Source organism: Streptomyces sp. NBC_00122 (assembly GCF_045160845.1).
In the GTDB taxonomy this organism is placed as follows: Bacteria; Actinomycetota; Actinomycetes; order Streptomycetales; family Streptomycetaceae; genus Streptomyces.
Genome location: NZ_CP108191.1, coordinates 6,147,346 through 6,171,546, shown reverse-complemented (window position 1 = coordinate 6,171,546; position 24,201 = coordinate 6,147,346). Strand labels below are relative to the sequence as shown.

22 protein-coding genes are annotated in these 24,201 nt (G+C 72.8%); 12 read left to right on the top strand and 10 right to left on the bottom strand.

The annotated features are described in order from the left end of the window. Nucleotides 1–107: 107 nt before the first annotated feature. Nucleotides 108–1,307 (bottom strand): thiolase family protein, encoded by a 1,200-nt coding sequence (locus OG737_RS28195; protein ID WP_328929023.1) that lies wholly within the window; start codon nucleotides 1,305–1,307, stop codon nucleotides 108–110. A 207-nt stretch (nucleotides 1,308–1,514) separates the two neighbouring features. Next, nucleotides 1,515–2,585, bottom strand: a complete 1,071-nt coding sequence (locus OG737_RS28190) for a LacI family DNA-binding transcriptional regulator (RefSeq protein WP_405677283.1) — start codon at nucleotides 2,583–2,585, stop codon at nucleotides 1,515–1,517. A 322-nt stretch (nucleotides 2,586–2,907) separates the two neighbouring features. Between OG737_RS28190 and OG737_RS28185 the strand changes: the two genes are divergently transcribed. The 5 genes from OG737_RS28185 (at nucleotide 2,908) to OG737_RS28165 (ending at nucleotide 7,552) form a co-directional block, all read left to right on the top strand. Beyond that, nucleotides 2,908–3,639, top strand: a complete 732-nt coding sequence (locus tag OG737_RS28185) for an MFS transporter (protein ID WP_328929021.1) — start codon at nucleotides 2,908–2,910, stop codon at nucleotides 3,637–3,639. Nucleotides 3,640–3,693: 54 nt separating this feature from the next. Beyond that, nucleotides 3,694–4,386: an alpha/beta hydrolase gene (locus OG737_RS28180; RefSeq protein ID WP_328929020.1), complete on the top strand. Its 693-nt coding sequence runs from the start codon at nucleotides 3,694–3,696 to the stop codon at nucleotides 4,384–4,386. 158 nt (nucleotides 4,387–4,544) lie between these two features. Further along, complete coding sequence (locus tag OG737_RS28175; protein WP_405681310.1) at nucleotides 4,545–5,906, top strand: amidase; 1,362 nt, start codon at nucleotides 4,545–4,547, stop codon at nucleotides 5,904–5,906. A gap of 235 nt (nucleotides 5,907–6,141) precedes the next feature. After that, nucleotides 6,142–6,804 (top strand): O-methyltransferase, encoded by a 663-nt coding sequence (locus tag OG737_RS28170; RefSeq protein ID WP_405677286.1) that lies wholly within the window; start codon nucleotides 6,142–6,144, stop codon nucleotides 6,802–6,804. Between the two features lie 265 nt (nucleotides 6,805–7,069). Then, nucleotides 7,070–7,552, top strand: a complete 483-nt coding sequence (locus tag OG737_RS28165; protein WP_328929018.1) for a type II toxin-antitoxin system PemK/MazF family toxin — start codon at nucleotides 7,070–7,072, stop codon at nucleotides 7,550–7,552. Nucleotides 7,553–7,759: 207 nt separating this feature from the next. Here the strand turns inward: OG737_RS28165 and OG737_RS28160 are convergent, their stop codons facing one another. Next, nucleotides 7,760–8,596 (bottom strand): TIGR02452 family protein, encoded by an 837-nt coding sequence (locus OG737_RS28160; protein WP_328929017.1) that lies wholly within the window; start codon nucleotides 8,594–8,596, stop codon nucleotides 7,760–7,762. Between the two features lie 107 nt (nucleotides 8,597–8,703). Between OG737_RS28160 and egtA the strand changes: the two genes are divergently transcribed. The 4 genes from egtA to egtD are packed head-to-tail and all read left to right on the top strand — an operon-like array spanning nucleotide 8,704 to nucleotide 13,059. After that, entirely contained in the window at nucleotides 8,704–10,011 is a 1,308-nt protein-coding gene (gene egtA, locus OG737_RS28155) for an ergothioneine biosynthesis glutamate--cysteine ligase EgtA (protein WP_405677290.1), read from the top strand. After that, nucleotides 10,008–11,312, top strand: coding sequence for an ergothioneine biosynthesis protein EgtB (egtB, locus tag OG737_RS28150; RefSeq protein WP_405677292.1), 1,305 nt, complete (start codon nucleotides 10,008–10,010; stop codon nucleotides 11,310–11,312). The genes egtA and egtB overlap by 4 nt, the downstream gene beginning before the upstream one ends. Continuing rightward, on the top strand, nucleotides 11,312–12,088 hold the full coding sequence (gene egtC / locus OG737_RS28145; RefSeq protein ID WP_328929014.1) for an ergothioneine biosynthesis protein EgtC: 777 nt from the start codon (nucleotides 11,312–11,314) through the stop codon (nucleotides 12,086–12,088). The genes egtB and egtC overlap by 1 nt, the downstream gene beginning before the upstream one ends. Next, nucleotides 12,085–13,059, top strand: a complete 975-nt coding sequence (egtD, locus tag OG737_RS28140) for an L-histidine N(alpha)-methyltransferase (RefSeq protein WP_328929013.1) — start codon at nucleotides 12,085–12,087, stop codon at nucleotides 13,057–13,059. The genes egtC and egtD overlap by 4 nt, the downstream gene beginning before the upstream one ends. On the opposite strand, the gene OG737_RS28135 is transcribed toward egtD, so the two are convergent. The 3 genes from OG737_RS28135 to OG737_RS28125 form a co-directional block, all read right to left on the bottom strand. Then, nucleotides 12,942–13,880 (bottom strand): 1-acyl-sn-glycerol-3-phosphate acyltransferase, encoded by a 939-nt coding sequence (locus OG737_RS28135; protein ID WP_328929012.1) that lies wholly within the window; start codon nucleotides 13,878–13,880, stop codon nucleotides 12,942–12,944. The two genes, egtD and OG737_RS28135, sit on opposite strands and share 118 nt — an antisense overlap. Continuing rightward, nucleotides 13,877–14,701 carry a GNAT family N-acyltransferase gene (locus OG737_RS28130; protein WP_328929011.1) on the bottom strand — a complete coding sequence of 275 codons (825 nt, stop codon included), beginning with the start codon at nucleotides 14,699–14,701 and terminating at the stop codon, nucleotides 13,877–13,879. The genes OG737_RS28135 and OG737_RS28130 overlap by 4 nt, the downstream gene beginning before the upstream one ends. A 166-nt stretch (nucleotides 14,702–14,867) precedes the next feature. Next, nucleotides 14,868–16,130 (bottom strand): extracellular solute-binding protein, encoded by a 1,263-nt coding sequence (locus tag OG737_RS28125; protein WP_405677296.1) that lies wholly within the window; start codon nucleotides 16,128–16,130, stop codon nucleotides 14,868–14,870. A 169-nt stretch (nucleotides 16,131–16,299) separates the two neighbouring features. On the opposite strand from OG737_RS28125, the gene OG737_RS28120 reads away from it, so the two are divergent. After that, nucleotides 16,300–16,515 carry a dodecin gene (locus tag OG737_RS28120; protein WP_328929010.1) on the top strand — a complete coding sequence of 72 codons (216 nt, stop codon included), beginning with the start codon at nucleotides 16,300–16,302 and terminating at the stop codon, nucleotides 16,513–16,515. Between the two features lie 18 nt (nucleotides 16,516–16,533). Here the strand turns inward: OG737_RS28120 and OG737_RS28115 are convergent, their stop codons facing one another. After that, a complete protein-coding gene (locus tag OG737_RS28115) occupies nucleotides 16,534–17,025 on the bottom strand; it encodes a hypothetical protein (RefSeq protein ID WP_328929009.1) in 492 nt (163 codons plus the stop codon). Between the two features lie 99 nt (nucleotides 17,026–17,124). On the opposite strand from OG737_RS28115, the gene OG737_RS28110 reads away from it, so the two are divergent. After that, nucleotides 17,125–18,132 carry an LLM class flavin-dependent oxidoreductase gene (locus OG737_RS28110; protein WP_328929008.1) on the top strand — a complete coding sequence of 336 codons (1,008 nt, stop codon included), beginning with the start codon at nucleotides 17,125–17,127 and terminating at the stop codon, nucleotides 18,130–18,132. 10 nt (nucleotides 18,133–18,142) lie between these two features. Then, on the top strand, nucleotides 18,143–20,635 hold the full coding sequence (locus tag OG737_RS28105; RefSeq protein WP_405922120.1) for an ABC transporter: 2,493 nt from the start codon (nucleotides 18,143–18,145) through the stop codon (nucleotides 20,633–20,635). A gap of 52 nt (nucleotides 20,636–20,687) precedes the next feature. Here OG737_RS28105 and OG737_RS28100 read toward each other — a convergent pair whose 3' ends face one another. From OG737_RS28100 to OG737_RS28090, 3 genes are all read right to left on the bottom strand, one after another. After that, nucleotides 20,688–21,341, bottom strand: a complete 654-nt coding sequence (locus OG737_RS28100; protein WP_405922119.1) for a hypothetical protein — start codon at nucleotides 21,339–21,341, stop codon at nucleotides 20,688–20,690. A 163-nt stretch (nucleotides 21,342–21,504) separates the two neighbouring features. After that, nucleotides 21,505–22,245 (bottom strand): succinate dehydrogenase/fumarate reductase iron-sulfur subunit, encoded by a 741-nt coding sequence (locus OG737_RS28095; protein WP_328929005.1) that lies wholly within the window; start codon nucleotides 22,243–22,245, stop codon nucleotides 21,505–21,507. Further along, nucleotides 22,242–24,191, bottom strand: coding sequence for a fumarate reductase/succinate dehydrogenase flavoprotein subunit (locus OG737_RS28090; RefSeq protein WP_328930499.1), 1,950 nt, complete (start codon nucleotides 24,189–24,191; stop codon nucleotides 22,242–22,244). Before OG737_RS28090 ends, OG737_RS28095 begins: the two co-directional genes overlap by 4 nt. Between the last annotated feature and the right edge of the window lie 10 nt (nucleotides 24,192–24,201).

Sequence of the window (24,201 nt, the reverse complement as noted above, 5' to 3'; positions counted from 1 at the left end):
CAGACCGGAGGCACCAACTTCTGTTCAGTTATTGGGCAGTTGGCGATGGACCCTGTCCGGAAACGATCGACGACCGCACGGAGGCGGCGAGTTCACCGCCGACGGGTTCAGCGCTCCAGGACGAGCGCGATGCCCTGCCCCACCCCGATGCACAGCGCCGCCATGCCGGTACCGGAGCCCGCCGCCGCCAGCTGGTGCGCGACCGAGCCGGCCAGTCTGGCCCCCGACGCGCCGAGCGGGTGACCGATCGCGATGGCCCCGCCGCGCGGGTTGACCACGGCCGGGTCGAGCTCCGGCCAGGACGCGAGGCAGCCCAACGCCTGGGCGGCGAAAGCCTCGTTGAGCTCGAAGGTGGTGAGATCGGCGAAGCCCCGGCCGGCCTTGCCGAGTGCCCGCTGGACGGCGTCCACCGGGCCCAGGCCGAAGAGCTGCGGCTCGATCCCGGTGACGGCGGAGGCACTGATCCGGGCGAGCGGCTCCCTTCCGGTGGCGGCCAGCCCCGCCTCGTCCGTCAGCAGCAGTGCGGCGGCACCGTCGTTGAGCGGCGAGGCGTTGCCCGCGGTGACCGTGCCGCTGCCGTCCGCCCGGAAGGCGGGCTTGAGCCGGGCCAGCGCCTCGGGCGTGGAACCCTCCCGGATGCACTCGTCCCGTACCAGGTCCACGCCCGCGTACGGCACGACCTCGTCGTCGTACAGCCCGGCGGCCCAGGCGGCCGCGGCCTTGTGGTGGCTCTCCAAGGCGAAGGCGTCCTGCGCCTCGCGGGTGATGCCGTGCTTGTCGGCCACCAGCTCGGCGCCCTCGCCGAGCGAGCCGGTCCATTCCGCGGGCATGCGCGGGTTGGTCATCCGCCAGCCGAGCGTGGTGGACCACATCTGCTGGTGGCCCGCGGGGAAGGTCCGTTCGGGCTTTTGCACCACCCAGGGCGCGCGGGTCATCGACTCGACGCCGCCCGCGATGGCGACGGAGGCGTCGCCGAGCGCGATGGCGCGGGCGGCCTGGATCACGGCTTCGAGGCCGGATCCGCAGAGCCGGTTGACGGTGACCCCGGGGACGCTGACCGGGAGCCCGGCGAGCAGCACGGCCATCCGCGCGACGTCGCGGTTGTCCTCGCCGGCGCCGTTGGCGTCGCCGAAGACGACGTCGTCGATGCGCGCCGGGTCCAGGTCGGGCGTACGGTCCACCAGCGCGCGCACCACGTGCGCGGCGAGGTCGTCCGGCCGGACCCCGGCGAAGGCCCCGCCGAACTTACCGATCGGGGTGCGGACGGCGTCGACGACGTAGACGTCGCGGACGGTGCGGATGCTCATGGGGTCGCTCCTGGGCGGATCCGTACGGGCGGTGGCGCATCGCTGCCTGTGTGGGCACCGCAGAACGCCGCCGGGCGCGCCGGGTGGGGCGCGCCCGAAGTCTCCGTCCGCAGGTCACCGCCTGTCAACGGCCCCCAGGCCCGGGCGCCGGGTCCGGTCCGGATCCGGTCCGGGCGCCGGATCCGGTCCGGCGGGATCCCGGGACCGTCAGGTCGACTCCCGGTGGACGGCCGCGGCGGCCATCAGGTCGTGCCGCTCCGTGATCTCCGACGGCTCCCGCACCGCGCGGTCCACCAGCGACGCCAGGTGGTCACCGGTCGGCATCTCGATCTGCACCGTACTCAGCCGGGGCCGCAGCAGCCGCCCGATGAGCAGGTCGTCGGCGCCGATGACGGCGACGTCCTCGGGGATGCGCAGCCCCTCGTCCTGGAAGGCGCGCATCAGCAGCATCGCGTACTCGTCGTTGTACGCGAACACCGCGTCGAGCCCGAGCCCGCGCCAGCGGGCCGCGAGCGCCGCGGCCGACTCCTCGGAGTAGGCCATCGGGAGGGCCTCGACCCGGACCCCCGCACCGGCACCGGTTCCGGTCCCGGTCACCGAGCGGGCGCCCGCCAGCCGGGGCGCGGAGAACAGTTCGAGTCCGTCCTCCTCGGGCACGATCACTCCGATCCGCCGCCGACCGCGCTCGACCAGATGGGCGGCGGCCCGGGCGCCGACCTCCTCCTGGTTCATGACCAGGGCGTGCGCCCCCGGCACGCCGACCGGGCCCATCGTTATCACCGCGCGGGCCCCGGCCCGCTTGAGGGTGGCGACGTTGCGCGCCGAGAGCGCGATCTCGCCCAGCGAGATCACCGCCACCGGACGCAGCTCCGCCCAGGCGCGCACGGCCTCGTCGCCGCCCAGGCCGAGGCTCCCGTACTGGACGACGGTGTAGTCGAGGCGGCGCAGCGCCCACTGGAGCTCGTTGAGGAAGGTGCTGTACAGCGGTCCGACCGGCACGTGCGAGGTGGGCAGCAGCACGATCCGGGTGTGTCCCGCGCGAAGGCTGCGGGCGGCCGCGTGCGGCACGTACCCGAGCTCCTCGGCGGCCTCGCGGACCTTGCGGCGGGTCGGCTCGCTGATGCGCACGGCTTCCGCGTTGTTCAAGACGTACGAGACCGTCGCGCGCGACACGCCCGCGAGGCGGGCCACGTCGGCGCTGGTCGGCACGGGGGGCGGCGGCGTGGGAGACCCGGAGGCCGGTGCGGGCGGCTTCGGCGAATTCGATGACTGTGACATTGCCGTGGCATCTTTCCAGACCGGTTGCGCCCGGGGGCTAGCGGATGGCCAGAAACCAATGCTAGACAGTGGTTACACGATTCATTGACACGTGTAACCCGACTGCCGCATCTGCCTCAACAGGTCTGCCGCCGGACGTGTCCGGTCGTGCCCGGACGTGCCGTCGCCCGGTCGCGCTCCGTCGCACCCCCGCCGTCGCGACAGGGCGGCGCGCACCCCTCGTCCGCACCCCTCGTCCACCCCGCTCACCCCGGTCATCCCAGCTCAGCCACACCCCCCGCACTCCACCCCTCATCCGCTCGCATCTGCCCAGGAGGGCACCGTGGCCCTTTCCTCCCCCGGCACCGGCACCGCCGTCGGCGCCGCCGACGCGTCGGCCTCCTCCGGCCCCGGACGCGGCCTGCTCCCGCTGCTGCTCGTCGGCAACAGCGCCATGTACGCGCTCTACGTCGGAGTCGCCGGCGTGCTGCTCGCGCTCCAGGTGGAAGACATCGACCCGGCGGACAAGGTCGCGAACTTCGGCCTGATCGCAGGGGTCTCGGCGGTCTTCGCGACGGTCTTCAACCCGGTCGCCGGAGCCCTGTCCGACCGCAGCGGACGCCGCAACCCCTGGATCCTCGGCGGCGGACTCGCCGCCGTACCGGCGATGCTGCTGCTCGGCCTCGCCGACACGATCCTGCTGATCACGATCGCCTGGTGCCTCGGTCAGGCCGTCATGAACGTCTACCAGGCCGCCATCACGTCCGTGGTCCCCGACCGGGTGCCGATGAGCGCCCGCGGCAAGGCCTCGGCAGCCGTCGGCCTCGGCCTGCCCTTCGGCTCCACTGTGGGCGCGCTGGTCGGCGCGGCCTTCTCAGAGGACTACCGCACCGGGTACCTCGTCTTCGGCGCCCTCGTGGCGGGCGCCGCCAACGCCGGCCCGCAGATCGTCGCCCCGTTCATCGCGTCGGTCATCGTCTCGCTCAGCGGCGGGTACACCGCCCTGTTCATCGTCGCCGCCGTACTGGCGGTGGCGGGCGCCCTGGCCGTGAAGCCGATCCGCAGCGTGCGCTGACCGCTCGGTTCCCCACTGCCCCTCCCACTACTTCTCCCGCAGAAAGGCACCACCGTGCAGCTTCACACCCGGACCTGGGGCGAGGGCGACCGCGTCGCCCTCCTGATCCACGGCATCATGGCCGACCACCGCACCTGGCGCCGGGTCGGTCCCGCCCTCGCCGGCCTCGGGTACCGCGTCATCGCCGTGGACCTGCGGGGCCACGGGGCCAGCAGCCGCGGCGAGTACAGCCCGAAGCTCTACGCGGACGACGTGGCCGAGACGCTTCCGGCCGGTGCCGAACTCGCCATCGGGCACTCCCTGGGCGGCCTGACCCTGTCGCTCGCGGTGGACCGGCTGAAGCCGCGGCGCGCGGTGTTCTCCGACCCGGCGTGGTACCTCGCCGCCATGGAGGGCTTCGGTCCCGAGATGCTCGCCCAGTTCAAGTCGGCGCCCAAGGAGCAGATCCAGGCGATGAACCCGCGCTGGGAGGAGGCGGACGTCGACGTCGAGCTGGCGACCCTGGCGGTGTGGGACGAGGCCACCGCGCTGAGCCTCGGTCCCCTGATGGGAGCCGACCTGATGCCGGCCGCGCCGGTGGTCCCCTCGCTCGTGCAGCTCGCCGATCCGAGCACCCTGATCACGAAGGAGCGGGCGGAGATCCTCAAGAGCCGTGGTTTCCAGGTGCGTTCGGTCTCCGGGGCCGGGCACACCATCCACCGTGACGATTTCGACGGGTTCATGGCTTCGCTGGAGGGCTGGATCTAGTCACCGCCACCGCTCCCCCTTACCGTCTTCCTACCGGTCGGTAATGGGGGGAGTTGGTCGCGGTGTCAGATTCTTCGGTCACGGGTTCTTCGGTGTCAGCGGTCTCGGCGGCCACGAGGTCCGCGTCCGGCACCGCCGGACCCTCGGGCCTGGTGGAGATGGCGGCTGCGCTCGCCGAAGGGAGCGTCACCGCACGGCAGTTGACCGAGGAGTCGCTGCGGCGGATCGCGGCCGCCCAGCCGGAGCTCAACGCCTTCCGGACCGTAAGGACCGAGGCCGCCCTGGCCGAGGCGGACGCGGCGGACCGGCGGCTGGCCGCAGGCGAGCGGCTGCCGCTGCTGGGCGTCCCGATCGCCGTCAAGGACGACATGGACATGACGGGCGAGGTGACCTCCTTCGGCTGCGCCGGGAACTTCGCGCCCAAGACCGCCGACAGCGAAGCGGTACGAAGGCTGCGCGCGGCCGGCGCGGTGATCGTCGGCAAGACCCAGACGCCGGAGCTGGGCCAGTGGCCCTTCACCGAGGGGCACGCCTTCGGCCGGACCCGCAACCCCTGGAACCCCGCCTACACGCCCGGCGGTTCCTCGGGCGGCTCGGCGACCGCCGTGGCGGCGGGGCTGGTCCCGGCGGCGCTCGGGTCCGACGGAGCGGGCTCGGTACGGATCCCCGCGGCGTGGACCCACCTGATAGGCGTCAAGCCGCAGCGCGGGCGCATCTCCACCTGGCCGGAGCCCGAGTCGTTCCACGGGCTCACCGTCAACGGCGTGCTGGCCCGCACGGTCGCCGACGCCGCGCTCCTGCTGGACGCCGCGAGCGGTCCGCACCCCGAGGACCTGCACCGCCCGGCCCGCATCTCGGCGGTCGAGGCGGCCCGCCGCACCCCCCGTCGGCTGCGGATCGCCCTCTCGTTCGCCATGCCCTTCACGGCGACGCCCAAGTCCCTTGATCCCGAGGTCCGTTCGGCGGTGGAGCGACTGGCCGGGCGGCTGGAGTCGCTGGGCCACGAAGTGGTCCCGGAAGACCCGCGCTACGGCCCGATCGGCCTGACCTTCGTCCCCCGGGCGACCAGCGGCGTACGGGACTGGGCGGCCCGGGTGCCGGATCCCGCGCTGCTGGACCCGCGCACGCACGAGGCCGTGCGGACGGGCCGGATCCTGGGCGGCCTGCCGCTGCGGGCCGCACGCCGGGCGGAGTCGGTACTGCGGCGGCGGGTCGGCGAGATCTTCGGCCGCTTCGACGTGGTCCTGACCCCGACGACGGCCACACCGCCGCTGCGGATCGGGGCACTGGCCGGGCTGGGGGCGATGGCCACGGACCGGGCGATGATCGCGGCCTGCCCGTACGCGTGGACGTGGAACGTCCTGGGCTGGCCGGGCGTGAACGTCCCGGCGGGCTTCACGACCGACGGACTGCCCCTGGGGGCACAGCTTCTGGGCCCGTCGGAATCGGAGCCGACCCTGCTCGGGCTGGCGGCGCAACTGGAGGCGGAGGAGGACTGGGGCTCTCGTCGGCCGGGGTGAGGTGGGGGCTGGGCGGGGCCGGGGGCTTCGGAGGCGCGGGCGCACCCCAACCCACACCAGACAGCGACCAGAAGCCCATCGGCATCCGGGGGCGCGCCAGATCGCTACGCGCTCCTCACGTCTCAGCGTCCGACGCCCGTCCGGGGCTGGGAACAGGCACACAACAAACTGTTGAAGGAGGTCCGTTCTGATGTAAGTTCCTTTTGGGAATGCAGCGCGATGAGAGGGGATCCCCGTGGGTCAGCAGACCTGGACGGCCGTCGACGCCTACTTCGACGGGTTGCTGGTCGCAGAGGACGAGGTCTTGACGGCCGCCGCAGCGGACAGTGATGCGGCGGGGATGCCGGCCCACCAGGTCGCTCCGAACCAGGGAAAGCTTCTCCACCTCCTCGCCAGGATCCGTGGGGCCCGCACCATCCTGGAGATCGGCACCCTGGGCGGTTACAGCACCATCTGGCTCGCCCGCGCGCTTCCCGAAGGAGGGCAGTTGGTCACATTGGAAGTCGACGAACACTGCGCCGACGTCGCCGCCGCGAACATCGCACGCGCCGGGCTGGAGCAGGTCGTCGACATCCGTCGCGGCCGGGCCATCGACCTCCTCCCTGAGCTCACGGACGTCGCCCCGTTCGACCTGGTGTTCATCGACGCGGACAAGCCGTCCAATCCCCAGTACCTCGAATGGGCCCTCAAGCTCACCCGCCCCGGCAGCGTCATCATCGGCGACAACGTCGTCCGCGACGGCGCCGTGGTCGACTCCACCAGCTCCGACCCCCGCGTACAGGGCGTCCGCCGCTTCACCGAACTCATCGCGGAGCACCCCCAACTGACCGCCACCGCCCTGCAGACGGTCGGCAGCAAAGGCTACGACGGCCTCATCATGGCCCTCGTCACGGACTGACCCACCGATCGCCGCACACCGACCTCAGACACCACCGGTCGTGGGCGGCCTATTGCCAGCCCCGGACGGCCGCCGGACGCCGAGACATGAGGAGCGCGTAGCGATTTGGGGCGCCCCGGATGCCGATGGGCTTCTGGTCGCTGTCTGGTGCGGGTAGGGCCCAAGGACAGCAGCCCGCCGTGACCCCGCGCACGTCCCTGACGCCGCCCAGCGGACATCCCGCCCCGCCCCAACCGAAGCCCCCCGACCCGCTACCCTCACCCGGATGACGGCCCTTTCGCACCACAGCAACTCCGGCACCTCCAGCAACGGTCGCATCGACCAGCCCGGCCGTGACGGTGCCACCGCCACCACCGAGGCCGATCCGCAGGCCATCGGCCCGGTGCAGACGTCGTACGCTCCCGACCCCGACGGGGACCCCGATCCCGGTGAGATCGTGTGGACCTGGGTGCCCTTCGAGGAGAACGACGGCCGCGGCAAGGACCGGCCGGTGCTCGTCGTGGCCCGGGAGGCGGGCGGGCGGACCCTGCTCGCCGTACAGCTGTCCAGCAAGCGGCACGACCACGACCGGGAGTGGGTGCCGATCGGCACGGGACCGTGGGACAGCGCCGGGCGGGAGTCCTGGGTGGACGTCGACCGGGTACTACGGGTGCACGAGTCGGGGATGCGGCGCGAGGCCTGCGCGCTGGACCGGGGCCGCTTCCAGCTGGTCGTCGGCCGGCTGCGCGAGCGCTACGGCTGGCGATAGCCGGTCAGCTGCCCGAGCCGCGGAGAGGTGGTGGGGACCCTGCTGAGCGGGTCCATCGGCGGCATGCTGTTGGCCAACGCACCTTCAGCGGGTCCCTCGGCGAATGGCTGGGACGGCGCGCCCCCTACCTGGTGGCCGCGGTCGTGGTCCTGCTCCTCGCGACCGTCCTGGCCCGCATCCTGCCAGACGGGAATGTGACGACAGGCCCTACGCCGCGAAGGCCCGCTCGAAGGTCTCCCGTGTCCGCGGATCGCGGTCCAGGATCCCGAACACCACCCGGTCGAACACCCCTGCGAACCGTCCCGCCAGCAGCCCCCGGAAGGCTTCCGCCACCTCCGCCGGGTCGTTCCGGAACACCCCGCACCCCCACGCGCCCAGCACCAGCCCCCGGTACCCGTGCAGCGCGGCGACTTCCAGGACGAGCCCGGCCCGCCGTGCCAGCGCCGCTGGGATCTCCGCGGCCCGCTCGGGTTCCTGGCGCCGGATCGTGCCCGCGTTCGGGGCCGGGGAGGTCAGGAAGCCGACCCGGAAGGGGTTCTCCAGCAGCGCGCCCCGGTCGTCGCGGAAGACGGGCACCCCGGGTGAGTGAATCACCCGGTCGGTGTAGAAGGTGCTGCGTTCCGCGCGGTGGATCTCGTAGTACTCCGGCGCCTCCAGCAGGGTCTCGTACAGGGCCGAGGCGCGGCACAGGGCCTCCTCCTGGGCCTTGGCGCCGCGGACGTAGCCGCCGCCGGGATTCCGGGCCGAAGCGAAGTTCAACACGGCCACCCCGGCGCCTTCCGGGACCGGCCCCAGGCCCTCCGCCGCGAGCCTGCGGGCGGCGACCGTGCTGCTCTCATCGGTGACCTCGACGGCCGTCTCGCCGCCCCCACCCGCGATCACCTCGCCTGGAATGGCACGGTTTGGTCCATATATCCTGGTTCCTGCCTTGGCTTCCGCCAGGGCGGCGGCCAGCGCGACCTGCCGTCCCGACTGCGTCCGGTAGCCACCGGCCGCCAGGATCTCCGCGTTCTCCCGCGCGATCTCGCGCAATCTGCTGCTCACACCTTCATCTTCTGCACCACCAGCCTCGGCGGCAAAGGCATTTGTGCCCGGCGGGCGGGTAGGGACGGGTGATGTCACGACCGACGACAGGAGACGAGGACCCGGTCATGTCACAGGACTCACCCGCTCCACCCACTGCCCGTCCGCCCGCACTCGCGATCACCGAGACCGAGGCCGAGGACCTGGTCCACGGCATCTGTTTCAAGACCGGCCCGCCCCGCTTCCTCGGAGCCGAGCTCGAATGGCTGGTCCTGGACGCGGAACGGCCCGGTCAGCCCCTGTCCCCCGAGCGGCTGCGCGCCGCGCACGCCGCCGCCCGCGCCCTTCCCCTGCATTCCCGGGTGACCGTGGAACCCGGCGGCCAGCTGGAGCTCAGCTCGGCCCCCGCCACCTCCCTCAGCGGCTGCGTGGACAGCCTGCAGGACGACCTCACCGCCGTACGGGCCGCCTTGCTCACCCAGGGCCTGGTCCTGCACGGCCACGGCCGCGACTCCCGCCGCCCGTACCGCCGGCTGCTGGCCAGCCCCCGCTACGACGCGATGGAGGCCTACTTCGACCGCACCGGCCCGGCCGGGCGCGCCATGATGTGCGCTTCCGCCTCCGTACAGGTCTGTGTGGACGCCGGGCACGAGGAGCCGGACGTACTCGGCCACGGCCGGCGCTGGCGGCTGGCGCACCTGCTGGGCGCGGTCCTGGTGGCCTCCTTCGCCAACTCGCCCGCGCACGAGGGCCCGTACGCCGGATGGCGCTGTGCCCGCCAGGGCACCTGGGCCGACATCGACGCCGGCCGGCGTGCGCTCGCCCCGCCGCTGGACGGCCCGCCGCGCGACAGCTGGACCCGCCAGGCACTGGACACCGAGGTGATGTGCGTACGGTCCTACGACGGCGAGCCGTGGACGCTCCCGCGCGGCATGACCTTCCGCGACTGGCTGCGCACGGACGGCCACCCCGGGCTGCGGCCCCCCACCGCGGAGGACCTGGACTACCACCTGACCACGCTGTTCCCTCCCGTGCGGCCACGCGGCCACCTGGAGCTGCGGATGATCGACGCCCAGCCCGGTGACGACGGCTGGCTGGTCCCGGTCGCCGTCGTGCACGCGCTGTTCGACGATCCGGAGGCGGCCGAGACCGCGTACCGGGTCGCGAAGGGACTCGCCGACACCTACGGCTCCGGTCCCGCGCCGCACAATCCGCTCTGGCGGTCCGCCGCCCGCCGCGGCCTGTCCGATCCGGAGCTGCGGGCGGCCGCCAAGGCCTGCTTCCGGGCCGCCTCCGAGGCGCTGCCCCGGCTGGGCGCGAGCGCGCACGTCCGGGAGACCGTCGGCGCCTTCTCCGAGCGCTTCGTCCTGCGCGGCCGCAGCCCGGCCGACGACCCGCCCCAGCCGCGGCCCGCCGCGAGGGAGGCCCGGCTGTGACCACCGAATCCCACCCCGGCCTGCGGGAACGGGCGGCCGCCGCGCTGACCGCCGCACGGGCCCGTACGGCTTCGCTGACCGACGCCGTGACCGACGAGGACCTCACCGCGCAGCATTCCCCCCTGATGTCCCCGCTGGTCTGGGACCTGGCGCACATCGGGAACCAGGAGGAGCTCTGGCTGCTGCGCAACGTCGCGGGGCGCGAGTCCATGCGCCCCGAGATCAATTCGCTCTACGACGCGTTCGAGCATCCCCGTTCCGAGCGGCCGAAGCTGCCGCTGCTGGGGCCCGAGGAGGCCCGCCGCTACGCGTCCGAGGTGCGCGGCAGGGTCTTCGACCTGCTGGAGCGCACTCCGCTGGAGGGTACGGCGCTGCTGGACTCGGGCTTCGCTTTCGGGATGATCGCCCAGCACGAACAGCAGCACGACGAGACCATGCTGATCACCCATCAGCTCAGGCGGGGCGCTCCCGTACTGACCGCACCGGACCCGGATCCCGACTACGATCCGCCGCTCGCGGCCGAAGTGCTGGTTCCCGGCGGCCCGTTCACCATGGGAACCTCGGCCGAACCGTGGTCGCTGGACAACGAGCGTCCCGCGCACACCCGGAACACGCCGCCGTTCTGGATCGACACCGTGCCGGTGACCAATGCCGCGTACGAGGCGTTCATCGCGGACGGCGGCTACCGCGAGCCCCGCTGGTGGGCGCCTGCGGGCTGGGAGCAGATCCGCGAACACGACATCGGGGCGCCGCTGTTCTGGCACCGCGAGGGCGGGCAGTGGCTGCGCCGCCGCTTCGGGGTCACCGAGCCGGTGCCGGGCGAGGAGCCGGTGCTGCACGTCAGCTGGTACGAGGCGGACGCCTACGCCCGCTGGGCGGGGCGCCGGCTGCCCACGGAAACCGAGTGGGAGAAGGCCGCCCGGCACGATCCGGTGAGCGGCCGCTCGACCCGCTACCCGTGGGGCGACGGCGACCCCACGCCCGTCCACGCCAACCTGGGCCAGCGCCACCTGCGCCCGGCCCGGGCGGGCAGCTACCCGGCCGGGGCCTCCCCGCTGGGGGTGCGCCAGCTGATCGGCGACGTGTGGGAGTGGACCGCCTCCGATTTCCTGCCGTACCCGGGGTTCCGGGCCTTCCCGTACCGCGAGTACTCGGAGGTGTTCTTCGGGCCGGAGCACAAGGTGCTGCGAGGCGGTTCGTTCGCGGTGGACCCGGTGGCCTGCCGGGGGACCTTCCGCAACTGGGACCTGCCGGTGCGACGGCAGATATTCTCCGGCTTCCGAACCGCGAGGGACGTCTGATGTGCCGTCATCTCGCCTATGTGGGCCCGGTGGTGGCGCTCGGGCGGCTGCTGAGCGAGCCGGAGCACTCGCTGGTCCACCAGTCCTGGGAGCCGCGCCGCCAGCGCAACGGCACGGTCAACGTCGACGGCTTCGGCGTCGGCTGGTACGCCGACGACGACCCGGTGCCGGCCCGCTACCGCAGGGCCGGGCCGATCTGGTCCGACCTGACCTTCGCCGATCTCGCCCGCGTGGTACGCAGCCGGGCCGCGCTGGCCGCCGTACGGGACGCCACGCGGCCCGGGGCCGACGGTGAGGCCGCGGCAGCGCCGTTCGGGGACGGGCCGTGGCTGTTCAGCCACAACGGCGCGATACGGGACTGGCCGGACTCGGCGGCTCCGCTCGCGCTCGGCCTGCCGCCCGAGGATTTGCTGCAGCTGGAGGCGCGCACGGATTCGGCGCTGGTCTGGGCGCTGGTCCTGCACCGGCTGCGGGCCGGGGACGATCTGGGCACGGCACTGGCCGAGCCGGTCCGGCAGCTGGCCGTGGCCGCTCCCGGTTCCCGGCTGAACCTGCTGCTGACGGACGGCGCCGCCATCGCGGCGACGGCCTGGGGCGATTCGCTCTGGTATCTGACCGACCCGCAGACGGGGCGCGTGGTCGTGGCGTCCGAGCCGTACGACGACGACTCCCGCTGGTGCGAAGTACCCGACCGGACCCTGCTGACCGCCACCCCTGCCCGGGTCGAGCTGACCCCGCTCAAGGAGACCCCGATGAGGGAGAAGGAGCGCTCGTGAACGACTTCCAGATGACCCGGACCCTCGACGAGAACGCCGCGGAGGCCGCGCTGCGCGCGGATGTGCTGCACGGGCTGACCCAGACCCCCAAGGCGCTGCCGCCCAAGTGGTTCTACGACGCGCGGGGCAGTGAACTCTTCGAGGAGATCACGCGGTTGCCCGAGTACTACCCCACGCGCGCGGAGCGGGAGATCCTGCTGGAGCGGGCGCAGGAGATCGCCTCGGCGAGCGGGGCCCGGACCCTGGTGGAGCTGGGCTCCGGTTCCTCGGAGAAGACCAGGCACCTGATCGAGGCGATGCCCGCGCTGGACACCTACATCCCGGTGGACGTGAGCGAGAGCGCCCTGGCCGGTGCGGCCGAGACGCTGCTGGCGGCGCATCCGGGGCTGCGGGTGCACGCCCTGCTGGCCGATTTCACGGCGGCGCTGCGTCTGCCGGAGTCCCCCGGGCCCCGGCTGGTGGTGTTCCTGGGCGGCACGATCGGGAATCTGCTGCCACCGGAGCGGGCGGTGTTCCTGGCGTCCGTGCGGGCGATGCTCTCGCCCGGAGACACGCTGCTGATCGGCACGGACCTGGTCAAGGACGAGGCCGTGCTGGTGGCGGCGTACGACGACGCGCAGGGGGTGACGGCCGAGTTCAACAAGAACGTACTGGCCGTCATCGACCGGGAGTTGGGCGCTGACTTCCACACCGCCGACTTCCAGCACGTGGCGGTGTGGAACCGGGAGCAGGAGTGGATCGAGATGCGCCTGCGGGCCCGGTCCGAGGCCGTGGTGAAGATCCGGGCCCTGGATCTGGTGGTGCCGTTCGCGGCGGGTGAGGAGATCCTGACGGAGGTGTCCGCGAAGTTCCGTCAGGAGGGGGTGCGGAAGGAACTGGCGTCCGCGGGACTGGAGCTGATCCAGTGGTGGACGGACGCGGACGGCCGTTTCGCACTGTCCTTGTCGGTCGCCGACGGTTTGGCGGGCTGAGTGGGTACGCCCGGGAGCGGCAGTGGGTGTGAGGCGGTGGTGATCGCCGTCTGAGCGGCGGCCGCGAGGTCCCGCCGGTCCGTGTGACGGCCCGGCGGGATCCGCGGCAGCAGCGTGACCTCGGCCCGTATTCCGCGGGCCCGGGCGATCCGCCAGAGCGAGGCGGTCAGCGGGTCGTCCCCGACGAAGGCGGGCTCCCCGGCCGTTTGCCCGTCGCACCGCAGGTACGTGAGGCGGATGGGCTGTACGGGCACCCGTGCGTCCAGGGCCGACTGGAAGGCGGCCCTGCGGAAGGTGCCCTGGGCGCGCCCGCACCACGTGGAGCCCTCGGGGAAGACCGTGACCCGGTCGCCGGCCAGCAGCGCTCCGGTGACGCTCTCGACGGTGGCGGGCAGGGCGCGGATCCGGTCGCGTTCGATGAACAGGGTTCCGGCCTGCCCGGCGAGGCGGCCGAGGACCGGCCAGGCCCGGATGTCGCTCTTGGCGAGCATCCGGCAGGGCAGGACGGCGGCGACGAGCGGGATGTCCAGCCAGGAGATGTGGTTGGCGACGACGAGGCGGCCGCCGCCCGGGCCGGGGCTGCCGTGCACGGTGATCCGTATGCCGAAGGCCCGTACCAGCGCGGCAGCCCAGGCCCGCACGACGGCGTGCCGGGGCCGGGCGGGAAGCAGCCGCAGGGGCGGGGCGCCGAGGATCCCGGCCAGGATCAGGGCGATGGCGGCGGTGAGCCGGAGCACCGCGCGCGGGACGCTCGCGGTGCTCCCCTCATGGCCGGCGCAGGCCTCGGGGGTGCAGGGCGAGGTGGGCAGCCAGACGCTCATGCGCCCGGGACGAGCGAGAGGAAGTGCTTGAGGTAGCGCGGGTTGGTGCGGCGCAGGGAGAGCAGTACGTAGAGGTCGGCGCAGCCGAATTCGGCGTCGAGGGCGGGCTCGCCGCAGACCCAGGCGCCCAGGCGCAGGTAGCCGCGCAGCAGCGGGGGCAGCTCCATGCGGGCGGGGAAGGTGATGCCCTCGGGGTTCCAGGGGAGGTGGGGGGTGACCCGGTACTCCTCGGGGGCGAAGGCGCGGGCCAGGGCGGCCTCACGGGTCGCGGCGGCCAGGACCCCGCCGTCGGCGAGCGGTATCGAGCAGCAGCCGGCGAGCCAGTTGTGCCCGGAGCGCTCCATGTAGCGGGCGAGGCCGGCCCAGATGAGGGCGATGACGGCGCCGTTGCGGTGGTCGGGGTGGACGCAGGAGCGGCCGACCTCGACCAGGTCGGGACGGATGGGGGCGAGGGCGGAGAGGTCGAACTCGCCTTCGGAGTAGAGGCGCCCTGCGACGGCGGCACGCTCCGGGGGCAGCAGCCGGTAGGTGCCGACGACCTGCTCGCGCTCCTCGTCGATGACGAGGAGGTGGTCGCAGTAGGCGTCGAAGGCGTCGACGTCGAGGCCGGGCTCGGGCCCGTCCAGGCGGGCGCCGAGCTCGCCGGCGAAGACCTGGTGGCGCAGGCTCTGGGCGGCGCGTACCTCGTCCTCGTTGCGGGCGAGGCGCACGGCGTAGCGGGGCCCGTCGGCCGGGGCGGTGCCCGTGGCGGCCGGGGCGAGTGCGGCCGCTGGGGCGGCGGCCGGGGAAAGGGGGGACGGGGACAGGGGTGCGATGGTCATGGCGGCTCCTGATCCGGGCACGGGGAGCCAGGCCGGCAGGTGTGCGACCTGGCTCCTTTACTTCTTCCGTCACCGGCTGGATTCGACATGACCGCTCAGCGGCACGCGGATGTGCGGACGCTGAACTCAGCGGTGCTCCCGGCGGCGGTCCGTGGAACCGGCCGGGTCAGCGGTCGGAGCTGAGTACCTTGCTGATGGTGTCGGAGGCCGCCCTGGCCGCCTGCTTGGGGTCCCGGCCGGTGAGGACGGCCGTCATGAAGGGCTTGATCGGGTTCTTCGCCTCGACCTCGGCCCAGCGGGCGGACTTCGGGGTGGCCCTGCCCATGGCGGCTCCGACGGCCATGCTGGCGGCGCCGTCGTTGCCCTCGACCACGTGCGCCAGGGTGGTCTTGTTCGGCACGTAGCTCATCGTGCGGGCGAGTTCGGTCTGCCACTTCTCGCTGACCAGCGCGGTGATCACGGCCACGGCCTCCTTCCGCTGCCGGGTCCTCTCCGGGATGATCAGGTCCGAGCCGCCGGTGAACACGGCGCCCGCCTTGTCGGAGGTCTTGCCGGGGATCGGGAAGTAGCCCAGCTTGCCCTTGAGCGCGGGGTTGGCCGCCTCGATCGCGGCGGCCTGGCCGGGCGGGGCGATGATCTGGGCGACCTGGCCGCCGGCGAAGACTTCCGACTGCGGGGGCGTCTCCTCGTCGGCGTCCTTGGGGCCGTTGCCCAGACCCTGGAGCTGCTTGTAGAACTCCATGCCGGCCAGGGCCTTCTCGTCGTCGAGGCTGCCGACCCAGCGGCCACCGGTCTCGATGGCCAGTTCGCCGCCCTCGTCCCAGATGAAGCCGGCGAGGACGTACCAGTTCTGGCCGGCGAGGTAGATGCCCTGCTGGCCGGCCTTGTCGAGCTTCTGGGTGGTCTGGATCCACTCCGCCCGGGTCTTGGGCGTGGTCTTGATGCCTGCGTTCGCGAAGAGGTCCTTGTTGTAGATCACCACCCGGTTCGCGGCGTACCACGGGACGCCGTACTGGGCGCCGTTGACGCTTCCCGGGTCGGAGAGGCCCCTGAGCCAGTCCTTGCTGCCCCATTCGCGCAGGCCTTCGAGGGTGAGCTCGGAGAGGCCGCCCGTCTCGATGTACTGGGCGACCTGGGTGTTGCCCACCTCGATGACGTCGGCGCCCTCCTCGCTCCGGCCCTGCAGCACGGCGTTCACCTTGTCGCCGATGCCCGTCCACTCCTGGATCCTGACGTCGAGGTCGACACCCGGGTGTTCCCGCTCGAAGGACGTGGTGAACTTTCCGATGAAGTCCTCCGAGGCGCTGCCCTTCATCAGCCAGAGCGTCACCTTCTGCGACCCCCCGGCCGGGTCACCCGACCGGCCGCAGCCCGTCAGGGCGGTCGCGGCCGCGAGGGCGGTGCACACGGCGAGGAAGCGCATCTTCACGAAAAGGCCACCTTCTGGGGACGGAACCCGGGATGGCTTGAAATTGGCATAGACCAATGGGCGGGTCAAGGGCCTTTCGCTCGGGACTGTTCCCGCAAAGTTCGCGGAGCCGGACTTACTGGGGCACCGTAGAACGAGGCAGAAGCCACCCCAGTGTCGGGAGACCCCCATGTCCAATCACACGTACCGGGTGACCGAAATCGTCGGCACCGCCCACGAGGGCATCGATCAGGCCATCCGCAACGGGATCGCCCGTGCGGGCCAGACCGTGCGAAACCTCGACTGGTTCGAGGTCGTCCAGGTACGCGGGCACATCGAGAACGGCGAGATCGCCCACTACCAAGTGGGGCTCAAGGTCGGCTTCCGCCTGGAGGGCGAGGACTGACCCGGCTCCCCCGCACGCTCAGGTCCGGCCTTCACCCTCCTGGGCCGCCTGGAGTTCGGGCGCGTCCGCCGCCCAGTCGGCCAGGACGACCCGGAATCCGGTGGCGCGGGCGGCCTGGCAGACCAGTTCGTCGTCGTCGACGAGCATGCGCACCTCCCGGCCCCGGGCGATCCGCTTCAGTACCTCCAGCTTGGTCGTCCGGGCCGGCCGCCGGTCCTGGTTCCCGCGCATCCACAGCCGGCCCTCGGGCAGGCCGTGCCGGACGAGCCAGTCCTCCGTGTCCGCCCGGCAGCGCTCGGGACGGCCGGTCAGGTACACCACCTCGCAGTCGGCCGCGCTCTCCACCGCCAGCGCCACTCCGCGCCCGAGCGGCGGATCGGCCGGGGCCGCGGCGAAGAAGCCGGTCCAGTCGCGGGGACGGCGCTCCAGGAAGTGCTGGCGGTGCCCCGTGTCCGCCAGGGTGTTGTCGATGTCGAAGACGGCCAGCGGCCGGTGGGTGTTCCCGCTCATCCCGCAACCCTAAGCGGCCTCGGGGACGTGCCCTACTTCCCCGAGGCCGCTCAGGCCGAGTCGCGGGAATCCTCACGGCCCCGGGACGTTGAGACCTGTGTGATCCGGAAACTCTCGATACTCGACCGGTCCCGCACCCGTGAGGGCCACCCGGCCCCGGAGGCCCTGCGCGACACCCTGGACCTGGCCCGGACGGCCGAGGAGCTCGGCTACCACCGCTTCTGGGTATCGGAACACCACAGCGTGCCCGGGGTCGCGGGCTCCGCGCCGACCGTGCTGGCCGCCGCCGTCGCCGGAGCCACCCGGCGGATCAGGGTGGGCACGGGCGGGGTCATGCTGCCCAACCACCAGTCGTTGGTGGTCGCGGAGCAGTTCGGGGTCCTGGAGGCACTGTTCCCCGGCCGGATCGACATGGGGCTCGGCCGCTCGGTCGGATTCACCAACGGCATCCGGCGGGCCCTGGGCCGGGACATCGGCGACGCCGGCCTGTTCGAGGAGCAGCTGGCCGAGCTGCTGGGCTGGCTCGACGGCAGCCAGCAGGCGCATCCCGAGGTACACGCCCGCCCCGCCGAGGGGCTGCGGATACCGGCCTACGTGCTGGCCACCGGCGAAGGCGCCGGGATCGCCGCGCGGGCCGGGCTGCCGCTCGTCGTGGGAGACCTGCGGGCCCGCGGCAAGGTCGCGGACGTCGTCGAGGCGTACCGCAAGGATTTCCGGCCCACCGCCTGGGGTGCGGAGCCGTACGTGGTGGTCTCGGGGACGGTGGCGGTGGCCGCCACCGCCGCGGACGCCCGCCGGATCCTGATCCCGGAGGCGTGGTCCCTCGCCCATTCCCGCACCCGGGGCAGCTTCCCGCCGCTCCGGTCGGCCGAGGAGGTCGAGGCCCTGGTCATGGCCCCGAAGGAGCGGCAGCTGTACGAGGGGGCACTGGCCGGGCACGTGCACGGCACCGAGGAGCAGGTCGCGGCGGAGCTGTCGGAGGTCGCCGAGCTGACCGGCGCGGACGAACTGCTGGTCACCACCTCCACGTACGACCGGGCGGCGCTGGTGGACTCCTATCGCAGGCTGGCCCGGGTCACGGGCCTCACTCCCCGGCCCAGGCTCTAAAATAGGACGAATGCACCAGCCCGCCGACCCTGGCTCTTCCGCCCGCGCCCCCGACGGCCGCGATTCCCACGTGCGCGTCCGGGGAGCCCGCGAACACAACCTGCGCGGCGTCGACGTGGACATCCCGCGCGACGCGCTGACCGTGTTCACCGGGGTCTCCGGCTCCGGCAAGAGCTCGCTCGCGTTCGGCACGATCTACGCCGAGGCCCAGCGCCGGTACTTCGAGTCCGTGGCCCCGTACGCCCGTCGGCTCATCCACCAGATCGGCGCCCCGAAGGTGGACTCGATCACGGGGCTGCCGCCCGCCGTCTCCCTGGAGCAGCGCCGTTCCTCGCCGGGCTCGCGCTCCTCGGTCGGGACCGTGACCCTGCTGTCCAATTCGCTGCGGATGCTCTACTCGCGGGCCGGGACATACCCGCCGGGAGCCGCGCGGCTCGACTCCGACGCCTTCTCCCCCAACACCGCTGCCGGGGCCTGCCCTTCGTGCCATGGACTGGGCCGGATCCACCGCACCAGTGAGGAACTCCTCGTCCCCGACCCGGGCCTGTCCATCCGTCAGGGCGCCATCGCCGCCTGGCCCGGTGCCTGGCAGGGCAAGAACCTGCGGGACATCCTGGAGACCCTGGGCCATGACGTGGACCGGCCCTGGCGGGAGCTGCCGGCGAAGGACCGCGAGTGGATCCTGTTCACCGAGGAGCAGCCGGTGGTGACCGTGCACGCGGTGCGCGAGGCCGACCGGATCCAACGGCCGTACCAGGGCACGTACATGAGCGCCCACCGCTATGTGATGAGGACCTTCTCCGACAGCAAGAGCCCCACCCTGCGGACCCGCGCGGAGAGCTTCCTCGCCGACTCCCCCTGCCCGGTGTGCGAAGGGCGGCGGCTGCGGCCGGAAGCGCTGGCGGTGACCTTCGCGGGGTACGGCATCGCCGAACTGGCGGCGCTGGCGCTGACCGACCTGGACCGCGTGCTGGCCGGCGCGTCCAGGGACGCGGAGGCGGGGGCTGAGGCGGGCGGAGAGGCGGGCGGGGAGGCTGCGCGGGTGCTCGCCGAGGACCTGCGCTCGCGGATCGGGCCCGTCGTCGAGCTGGGGCTCGGCTATCTGAGCCTGGACCGCGCCGCGCCCACCCTGTCCACGGGCGAGCTCCAGCGGCTGCGGCTGGCGACGCAGCTGCGGTCGGGGCTGTTCGGCGTGGTGTACGTACTGGACGAGCCGTCGGCGGGGCTGCATCCGGCCGACACCGAGGCGCTGCTCGGCGTACTGGACCGGCTGAAGACAGCGGGGAACACGGTGTTCGTCGTGGAACACGATCTGGATGTGGCGCGGCACGCGGACTGGCTGGTGGACGTGGGGCCGCTGGCCGGGGAGCACGGCGGCCGGGTGCTGTACAGCGGGCGGCCGGAGTCGCTCGCCGGTGTACCGGAGTCGGCGACGGCCCGGCACCTGTTCGCGGGGCGGGAGCCGGTGGCCGCCGGGCGCCGGGTGCGGGAGGCGACCGGGACGGTGCGGCTCAGTGGCGTCGACCGGCACAACCTTCGTGATGTCAGTACCGAGTTCCCGCTGGGCGTGTTCACGGCGGTGACCGGTGTGTCGGGGTCGGGGAAGTCCACGCTGGTGGGGCAGGCGCTGGCCCGGGAGGTCGAAGAGCGGCTCGCGGAAGCGGACTTCCCCGTACGGCGGCTGGTGGAGGTCGACCAGAAGCCGATCGGCCGCACCCCTCGGTCCAACCTGGCGACGTACACGGGCCTGTTCGACGTGGTGCGCAGGCTCTTCACAGCTGCGCCGGAGGCCAAGGCGCGGGGCTGGAAGGCGGGCCGGTTCTCCTTCAACGTGGCGGGCGGCCGGTGCGAGACGTGCCAGGGCGAGGGCTTCGTCTCGGTGGAGCTGCTGTTCCTGCCGAGCACGTACTCCCCGTGCCCGCAGTGCGCGGGCGCCCGGTACAACGCCGAGACCCTGGAGGTCCGGTACGCGGGCCTGAACATCGCGGAGGTGCTGGCGCTGACGGTGGAGTCGGCGGCCGGATTCTTCGCGGAGGTGCCGGCGGCGGCGCGCAGCCTGCGGGCGCTGGAGGACATCGGGCTGGGCTACCTGCGGCTGGGGCAGCCGGCCACCGAGCTGTCGGGCGGCGAGGCACAGCGGATCAAGCTGGCCACGGAGCTGCAGAGGCTGCGCCGGGACCACACGCTGTATCTGCTGGACGAGCCGACGACCGGGCTGCATCCGGCCGATGTCCGGGTGCTGCTGCGGCAGTTGCACGGGCTGGTGGACGCGGGGCACTCGGTGGTGGTCGTGGAGCACGACATGGCGGTGGTGGCGGGCGCGGACTGGGTCATCGACCTGGGCCCGGGCGGTGGCACGGAGGGCGGCCGGATCGTGGCGGCGGGCACCCCGGCGGAGGTGGCCGGCACGGCGGGCAGCCGTACGGCGGGCTATCTGATGCGGGCGCTCGGGAAGGTCCCCGAGGGAGTGCCCGGACCGGCTGGTGGTCTGGGTCAATGGTGATCCGCTGATCGTGGACTCCGCCGGGAACGAGCCGTATCGGGGTTTCCGAGGCTCAGGCATCGCCCGGCAGCAGGTGCTGTGGCAGTTCGCGGAAGCTCCACCGGCCCCGGCCGCGGGTGAACTGCCAGACGAGGTCGTAGCGATCGGGCGGCCAGGCCGCGGGGACGCCGACGACCTCGTGGGCGCCGAGGGCCCGGACCAGGCGGGGGATTCCGGTGTGCTCCCAGCAGACCAGTACGGGCATCGGGGCGGCCAGCGCGGCGTGTGCGAGGGCCGGTTCGGCACCGACGGCGAAGTCGGCGCGGACGGGGGTGCGCAGTGCGGTGGCCAGTGCGGCCACGGTCTGCCTGCACCGGGCGGGGGCCGCGACCTTGCCGCCGGCCGCGAAGACGGCGCCGGGGCGGGGCAGTGCGGAACCGCGGGCCGGAGGGAAGAGCCGCGAGAGCTCCGCGGCCCGGCGCCAGCCGCGCCTGGCCAGCGAACCGGGGTCGTCCTCGCCCTCCTCGTCCCGGCCCCAGTCACCGGCGTACGGCTTCTCCGCGTGCCGGATCACCATGATCAGGGCGTCCTTGGGCACGGGCTGCGCGCCGGGGGCGGGGCCGCGGGGGTGGCCGTCCGGGGAGCAGCCGGCCACCGCGAGCGGGGCGAGGGCTGCGGCCAGCACGGTGCGGCGGCGCGGTCCGGACCCGGCGGGGGCTTGTGGCATGCGGCCACTGTCCGCCACGGGCCGTGCGCCGCCCGGACGCGGCACGGTGCGGATCCCGGATGAGCGCCCGGTCGGCGCATCGGGTCAGCCGATCGGCCCAGGCTCCGCCGGGGGCGGGGCCTGGGCCCGGGTCTGGGGCCGAGGGCCGGGGCCGGGGCGCGGCTCAGCCCTTGCGGACCGCCCGCAGCCACTCCTTGTTCATCGCGGCGATCGACGGCAGCGGGATGCCCTTGGGGCAGGCGGTGGCGCACTCGCCGGTCAGGGTGCAGCCGCCGAAGCCCTCCTCGTCCATCCGGGCCACCATGTCGAGTACGCGGGACTCGCGCTCCGGCGAACCCTGCGGGAGGACGCCCAGGTGGTTGACCTTGGCTGAGGTGAAGAGCATGGCGGAGCCGTTCGGGCAGGCCGCCACGCACGCTCCGCAGCCGATGCACTCCGCGTGCTCGAAGGCGAAGTCGGCGTCGGCCTTGGGCACGGCGGTGGCGTGCGCCTCGGGGGCGGACCCGGTGGGGGCCGTGATGTAGCCGCCGGCCTGGATGATCCGGTCGAAGGCGCCGCGGTCGACGACGAGGTCCTTGACGACCGGGAAGGCGGCGGCCCGCCAGGGCTCGACGTCGATGGTGTCGCCGTCGGCGAAGGACCGCATGTGGAGCTGGCAGGTGGTGGTGCGTTCCGGGCCGTGGGCGTCGCCGTTGATGACGAGGCTGCACGCGCCGCAGATGCCCTCGCGGCAGTCGTGGTCGAAGGCGACCGGGTCCTCGCCGCGCAGGATGAGGTCCTCGTTGAGGGTGTCGAGCATCTCCAGGAAGGACATGTCCTTGGAGATGCCGTCGACCTCGTAGGAGGCCATGGTGCCGGGGGCGTCGGCGTTCTGCTGGCGCCAGACGCGCAGGGTGAGCTTCATGCGTAGCTCCGCTGGGTGGGGTGGACGTACTCGAAGACGAGGTCCTCCTTGTGGAGGACGGGGGCCGCGCCGGTTCCCTGGTACTCCCAGGCGGCCGCGTAGCCGAACTCCTCGTCGCGGCGGGCGGCTTCGCCCTCCGGGGTCTGGGACTCCTCGCGGAAGTGGCCGCCGCAGGACTCGGCGCGGTGCAGGGCGTCGAGGCACATCAGCTCGGCGAGTTCGAGGTAGTCGACGATGCGGTTGGCCTTCTCCAGCGACTGGTTGAACTCTTCGCCGCTGCCCGGGACCTTGATGCGCCGCCAGAACTCCTCGCGGATCTCCGGGATCCGGGCGAGTGCCTTGCGCAGGCCGGCGTCGGTGCGGGCCATTCCGCAGTACTCCCACATGAGTTCGCCGATCTCGCGGTGGAAGGAGTCGGGTGTGCGGTCGCCGTCGACGGCGAGCAGCTTCGCGAGGCAGTCACGGGTCTCGCGGACGGCGGCCGCGGCCTCGGGGTGGCTGTCGTCGATCTCGTCGTGGTGCGGGTGGCGGGCGAGGTAGTCGTTGATCGTGGAGGGGAGGACGAAGTAGCCGTCGCCGAGGCCCTGCATGAGGGCGGAGGCGCCGAGGCGGTTGGCGCCGTGGTCGGAGAAGTTGGCCTCGCCGATCGCGAACAGGCCGGGGACGGTGGTCTGCAGGTCGTAGTCGACCCACAGGCCGCCCATCGTGTAGTGCACGGCCGGGTAGATCCGCATGGGGACCTCGTACGGGTTCTCCGCGGTGATCCGCTCGTACATCTCGAAGAGGTTGCCGTACTTCTCCGCGACCTTGTCCCGGCCCATGCGGCGGATGGCGTCCGCGAAGTCGAGGTAGACGCCCTGGCCGCCGGGGCCGACGCCGCGGCCCTCGTCGCAGACGTTCTTGGCGGCGCGGGAGGCGATGTCGCGGGGGACGAGGTTGCCGAAGGAGGGGTAGATCCGCTCCAGGTAGTAGTCGCGCTCCGCCTCGGGGATGTCGGCGGCGGGGCGGGTGTCGCCCTTGGCCTTGGGGACCCAGATGCGGCCGTCGTTGCGCAGGGACTCGCTCATCAGGGTGAGCTTGGACTGGTGGTCGCCGGTGCGCGGGATGCAGGTGGGGTGGATCTGGGTGAAGCAGGGGTTGGCGAAGTACGCGCCGCGCCGGTGTGCCCGCCAGACGGCGGTCGCGTTGGAGTTCATCGCGTTGGTGGAGAGGTAGAAGACGTTGCCGTAGCCGCCGCTCGCCAGCACCACCGCGTCGGCGTAGTGGGTGGAGATCTTGCCGGTGACCAGGTCGCGGGCCACGATGCCGCGGGCCACGCCGTCGACCGTGATCAGGTCGAGCATCTCGGTGCGGGCGTGCATCTCGACGTTGCCGGCGGCGATCTGCCGGGACAGGGCCTGGTAGGCGCCGAGGAGGAGTTGCTGGCCCGTCTGGCCGCGGGCGTAGAAGGTGCGGGAGACCTGGACTCCGCCGAAGGAGCGGGTGTCGAGGAGGCCGCCGTACTCGCGGGCGAAGGGTACGCCCTGGGCCACGCACTGGTCGATGATCTCGACGGAGATCTGGGCGAGCCGGTGGACGTTGGACTCGCGGGCGCGGAAGTCGCCGCCCTTGACGGTGTCGTAGAAGAGGCGGTGCACCGAGTCGCCGTCGTTGCGGTAGTTCTTCGCGGCGTTGATGCCGCCCTGGGCGGCGATGGAGTGCGCGCGGCGCGGGGAGTCGGAGAAGCAGAACTGGACGACGTGGTAGCCCTGTTCGGCGAGGGTGGCGCCGGCCGCGCCGCCGGCCAGGCCGGTGCCGACGACGATGACGGTGTGCTTGCGGCGGTTGGCCGGGTTGACGAGCTTGGCCTCGAAGCGACGGCGGTCCCAGCGCTCCGCGATCGGTCCTTCGGGTGCCTTGGTGTCGGCGAGCGGCTCGCCGGTGGTGTAGCCGACGTATTCGTTCATGCGGTCGCTC

Excerpts from the sequence above, each read along its gene's own strand:
- OG737_RS28195 (WP_328929023.1), bottom strand. The coding sequence starts at position 1,307 with ATGAGCATCCGCACCGTCCGCGACGTCTACGTCGTCGACGCCGTCCGC.
- OG737_RS28190 (WP_405677283.1), bottom strand. The coding sequence starts at position 2,585 with ATGTCACAGTCATCGAATTCGCCGAAGCCGCCCGCACCGGCCTCCGGG.
- OG737_RS28175 (WP_405681310.1), top strand. The coding sequence starts at position 4,545 with ATGGCGGCTGCGCTCGCCGAAGGGAGCGTCACCGCACGGCAGTTGACC.
- OG737_RS28165 (WP_328929018.1), top strand. The coding sequence starts at position 7,070 with ATGACGGCCCTTTCGCACCACAGCAACTCCGGCACCTCCAGCAACGGT.
- egtA (WP_405677290.1), top strand. The coding sequence starts at position 8,704 with ATGTCACAGGACTCACCCGCTCCACCCACTGCCCGTCCGCCCGCACTC.
- egtC (WP_328929014.1), top strand. The coding sequence starts at position 11,312 with ATGTGCCGTCATCTCGCCTATGTGGGCCCGGTGGTGGCGCTCGGGCGG.
- OG737_RS28135 (WP_328929012.1), bottom strand. The coding sequence starts at position 13,880 with ATGAGCGTCTGGCTGCCCACCTCGCCCTGCACCCCCGAGGCCTGCGCC.
- OG737_RS28130 (WP_328929011.1), bottom strand. The coding sequence starts at position 14,701 with ATGACCATCGCACCCCTGTCCCCGTCCCCCCTTTCCCCGGCCGCCGCC.
- OG737_RS28120 (WP_328929010.1), top strand. The coding sequence starts at position 16,300 with ATGTCCAATCACACGTACCGGGTGACCGAAATCGTCGGCACCGCCCAC.
- OG737_RS28115 (WP_328929009.1), bottom strand. The coding sequence starts at position 17,025 with ATGAGCGGGAACACCCACCGGCCGCTGGCCGTCTTCGACATCGACAAC.
- OG737_RS28105 (WP_405922120.1), top strand. The coding sequence starts at position 18,143 with ATGCACCAGCCCGCCGACCCTGGCTCTTCCGCCCGCGCCCCCGACGGC.
- OG737_RS28100 (WP_405922119.1), bottom strand. The coding sequence starts at position 21,341 with ATGCCACAAGCCCCCGCCGGGTCCGGACCGCGCCGCCGCACCGTGCTG.
- OG737_RS28095 (WP_328929005.1), bottom strand. The coding sequence starts at position 22,245 with ATGAAGCTCACCCTGCGCGTCTGGCGCCAGCAGAACGCCGACGCCCCC.
- OG737_RS28090 (WP_328930499.1), bottom strand. The coding sequence starts at position 24,191 with ATGAACGAATACGTCGGCTACACCACCGGCGAGCCGCTCGCCGACACC.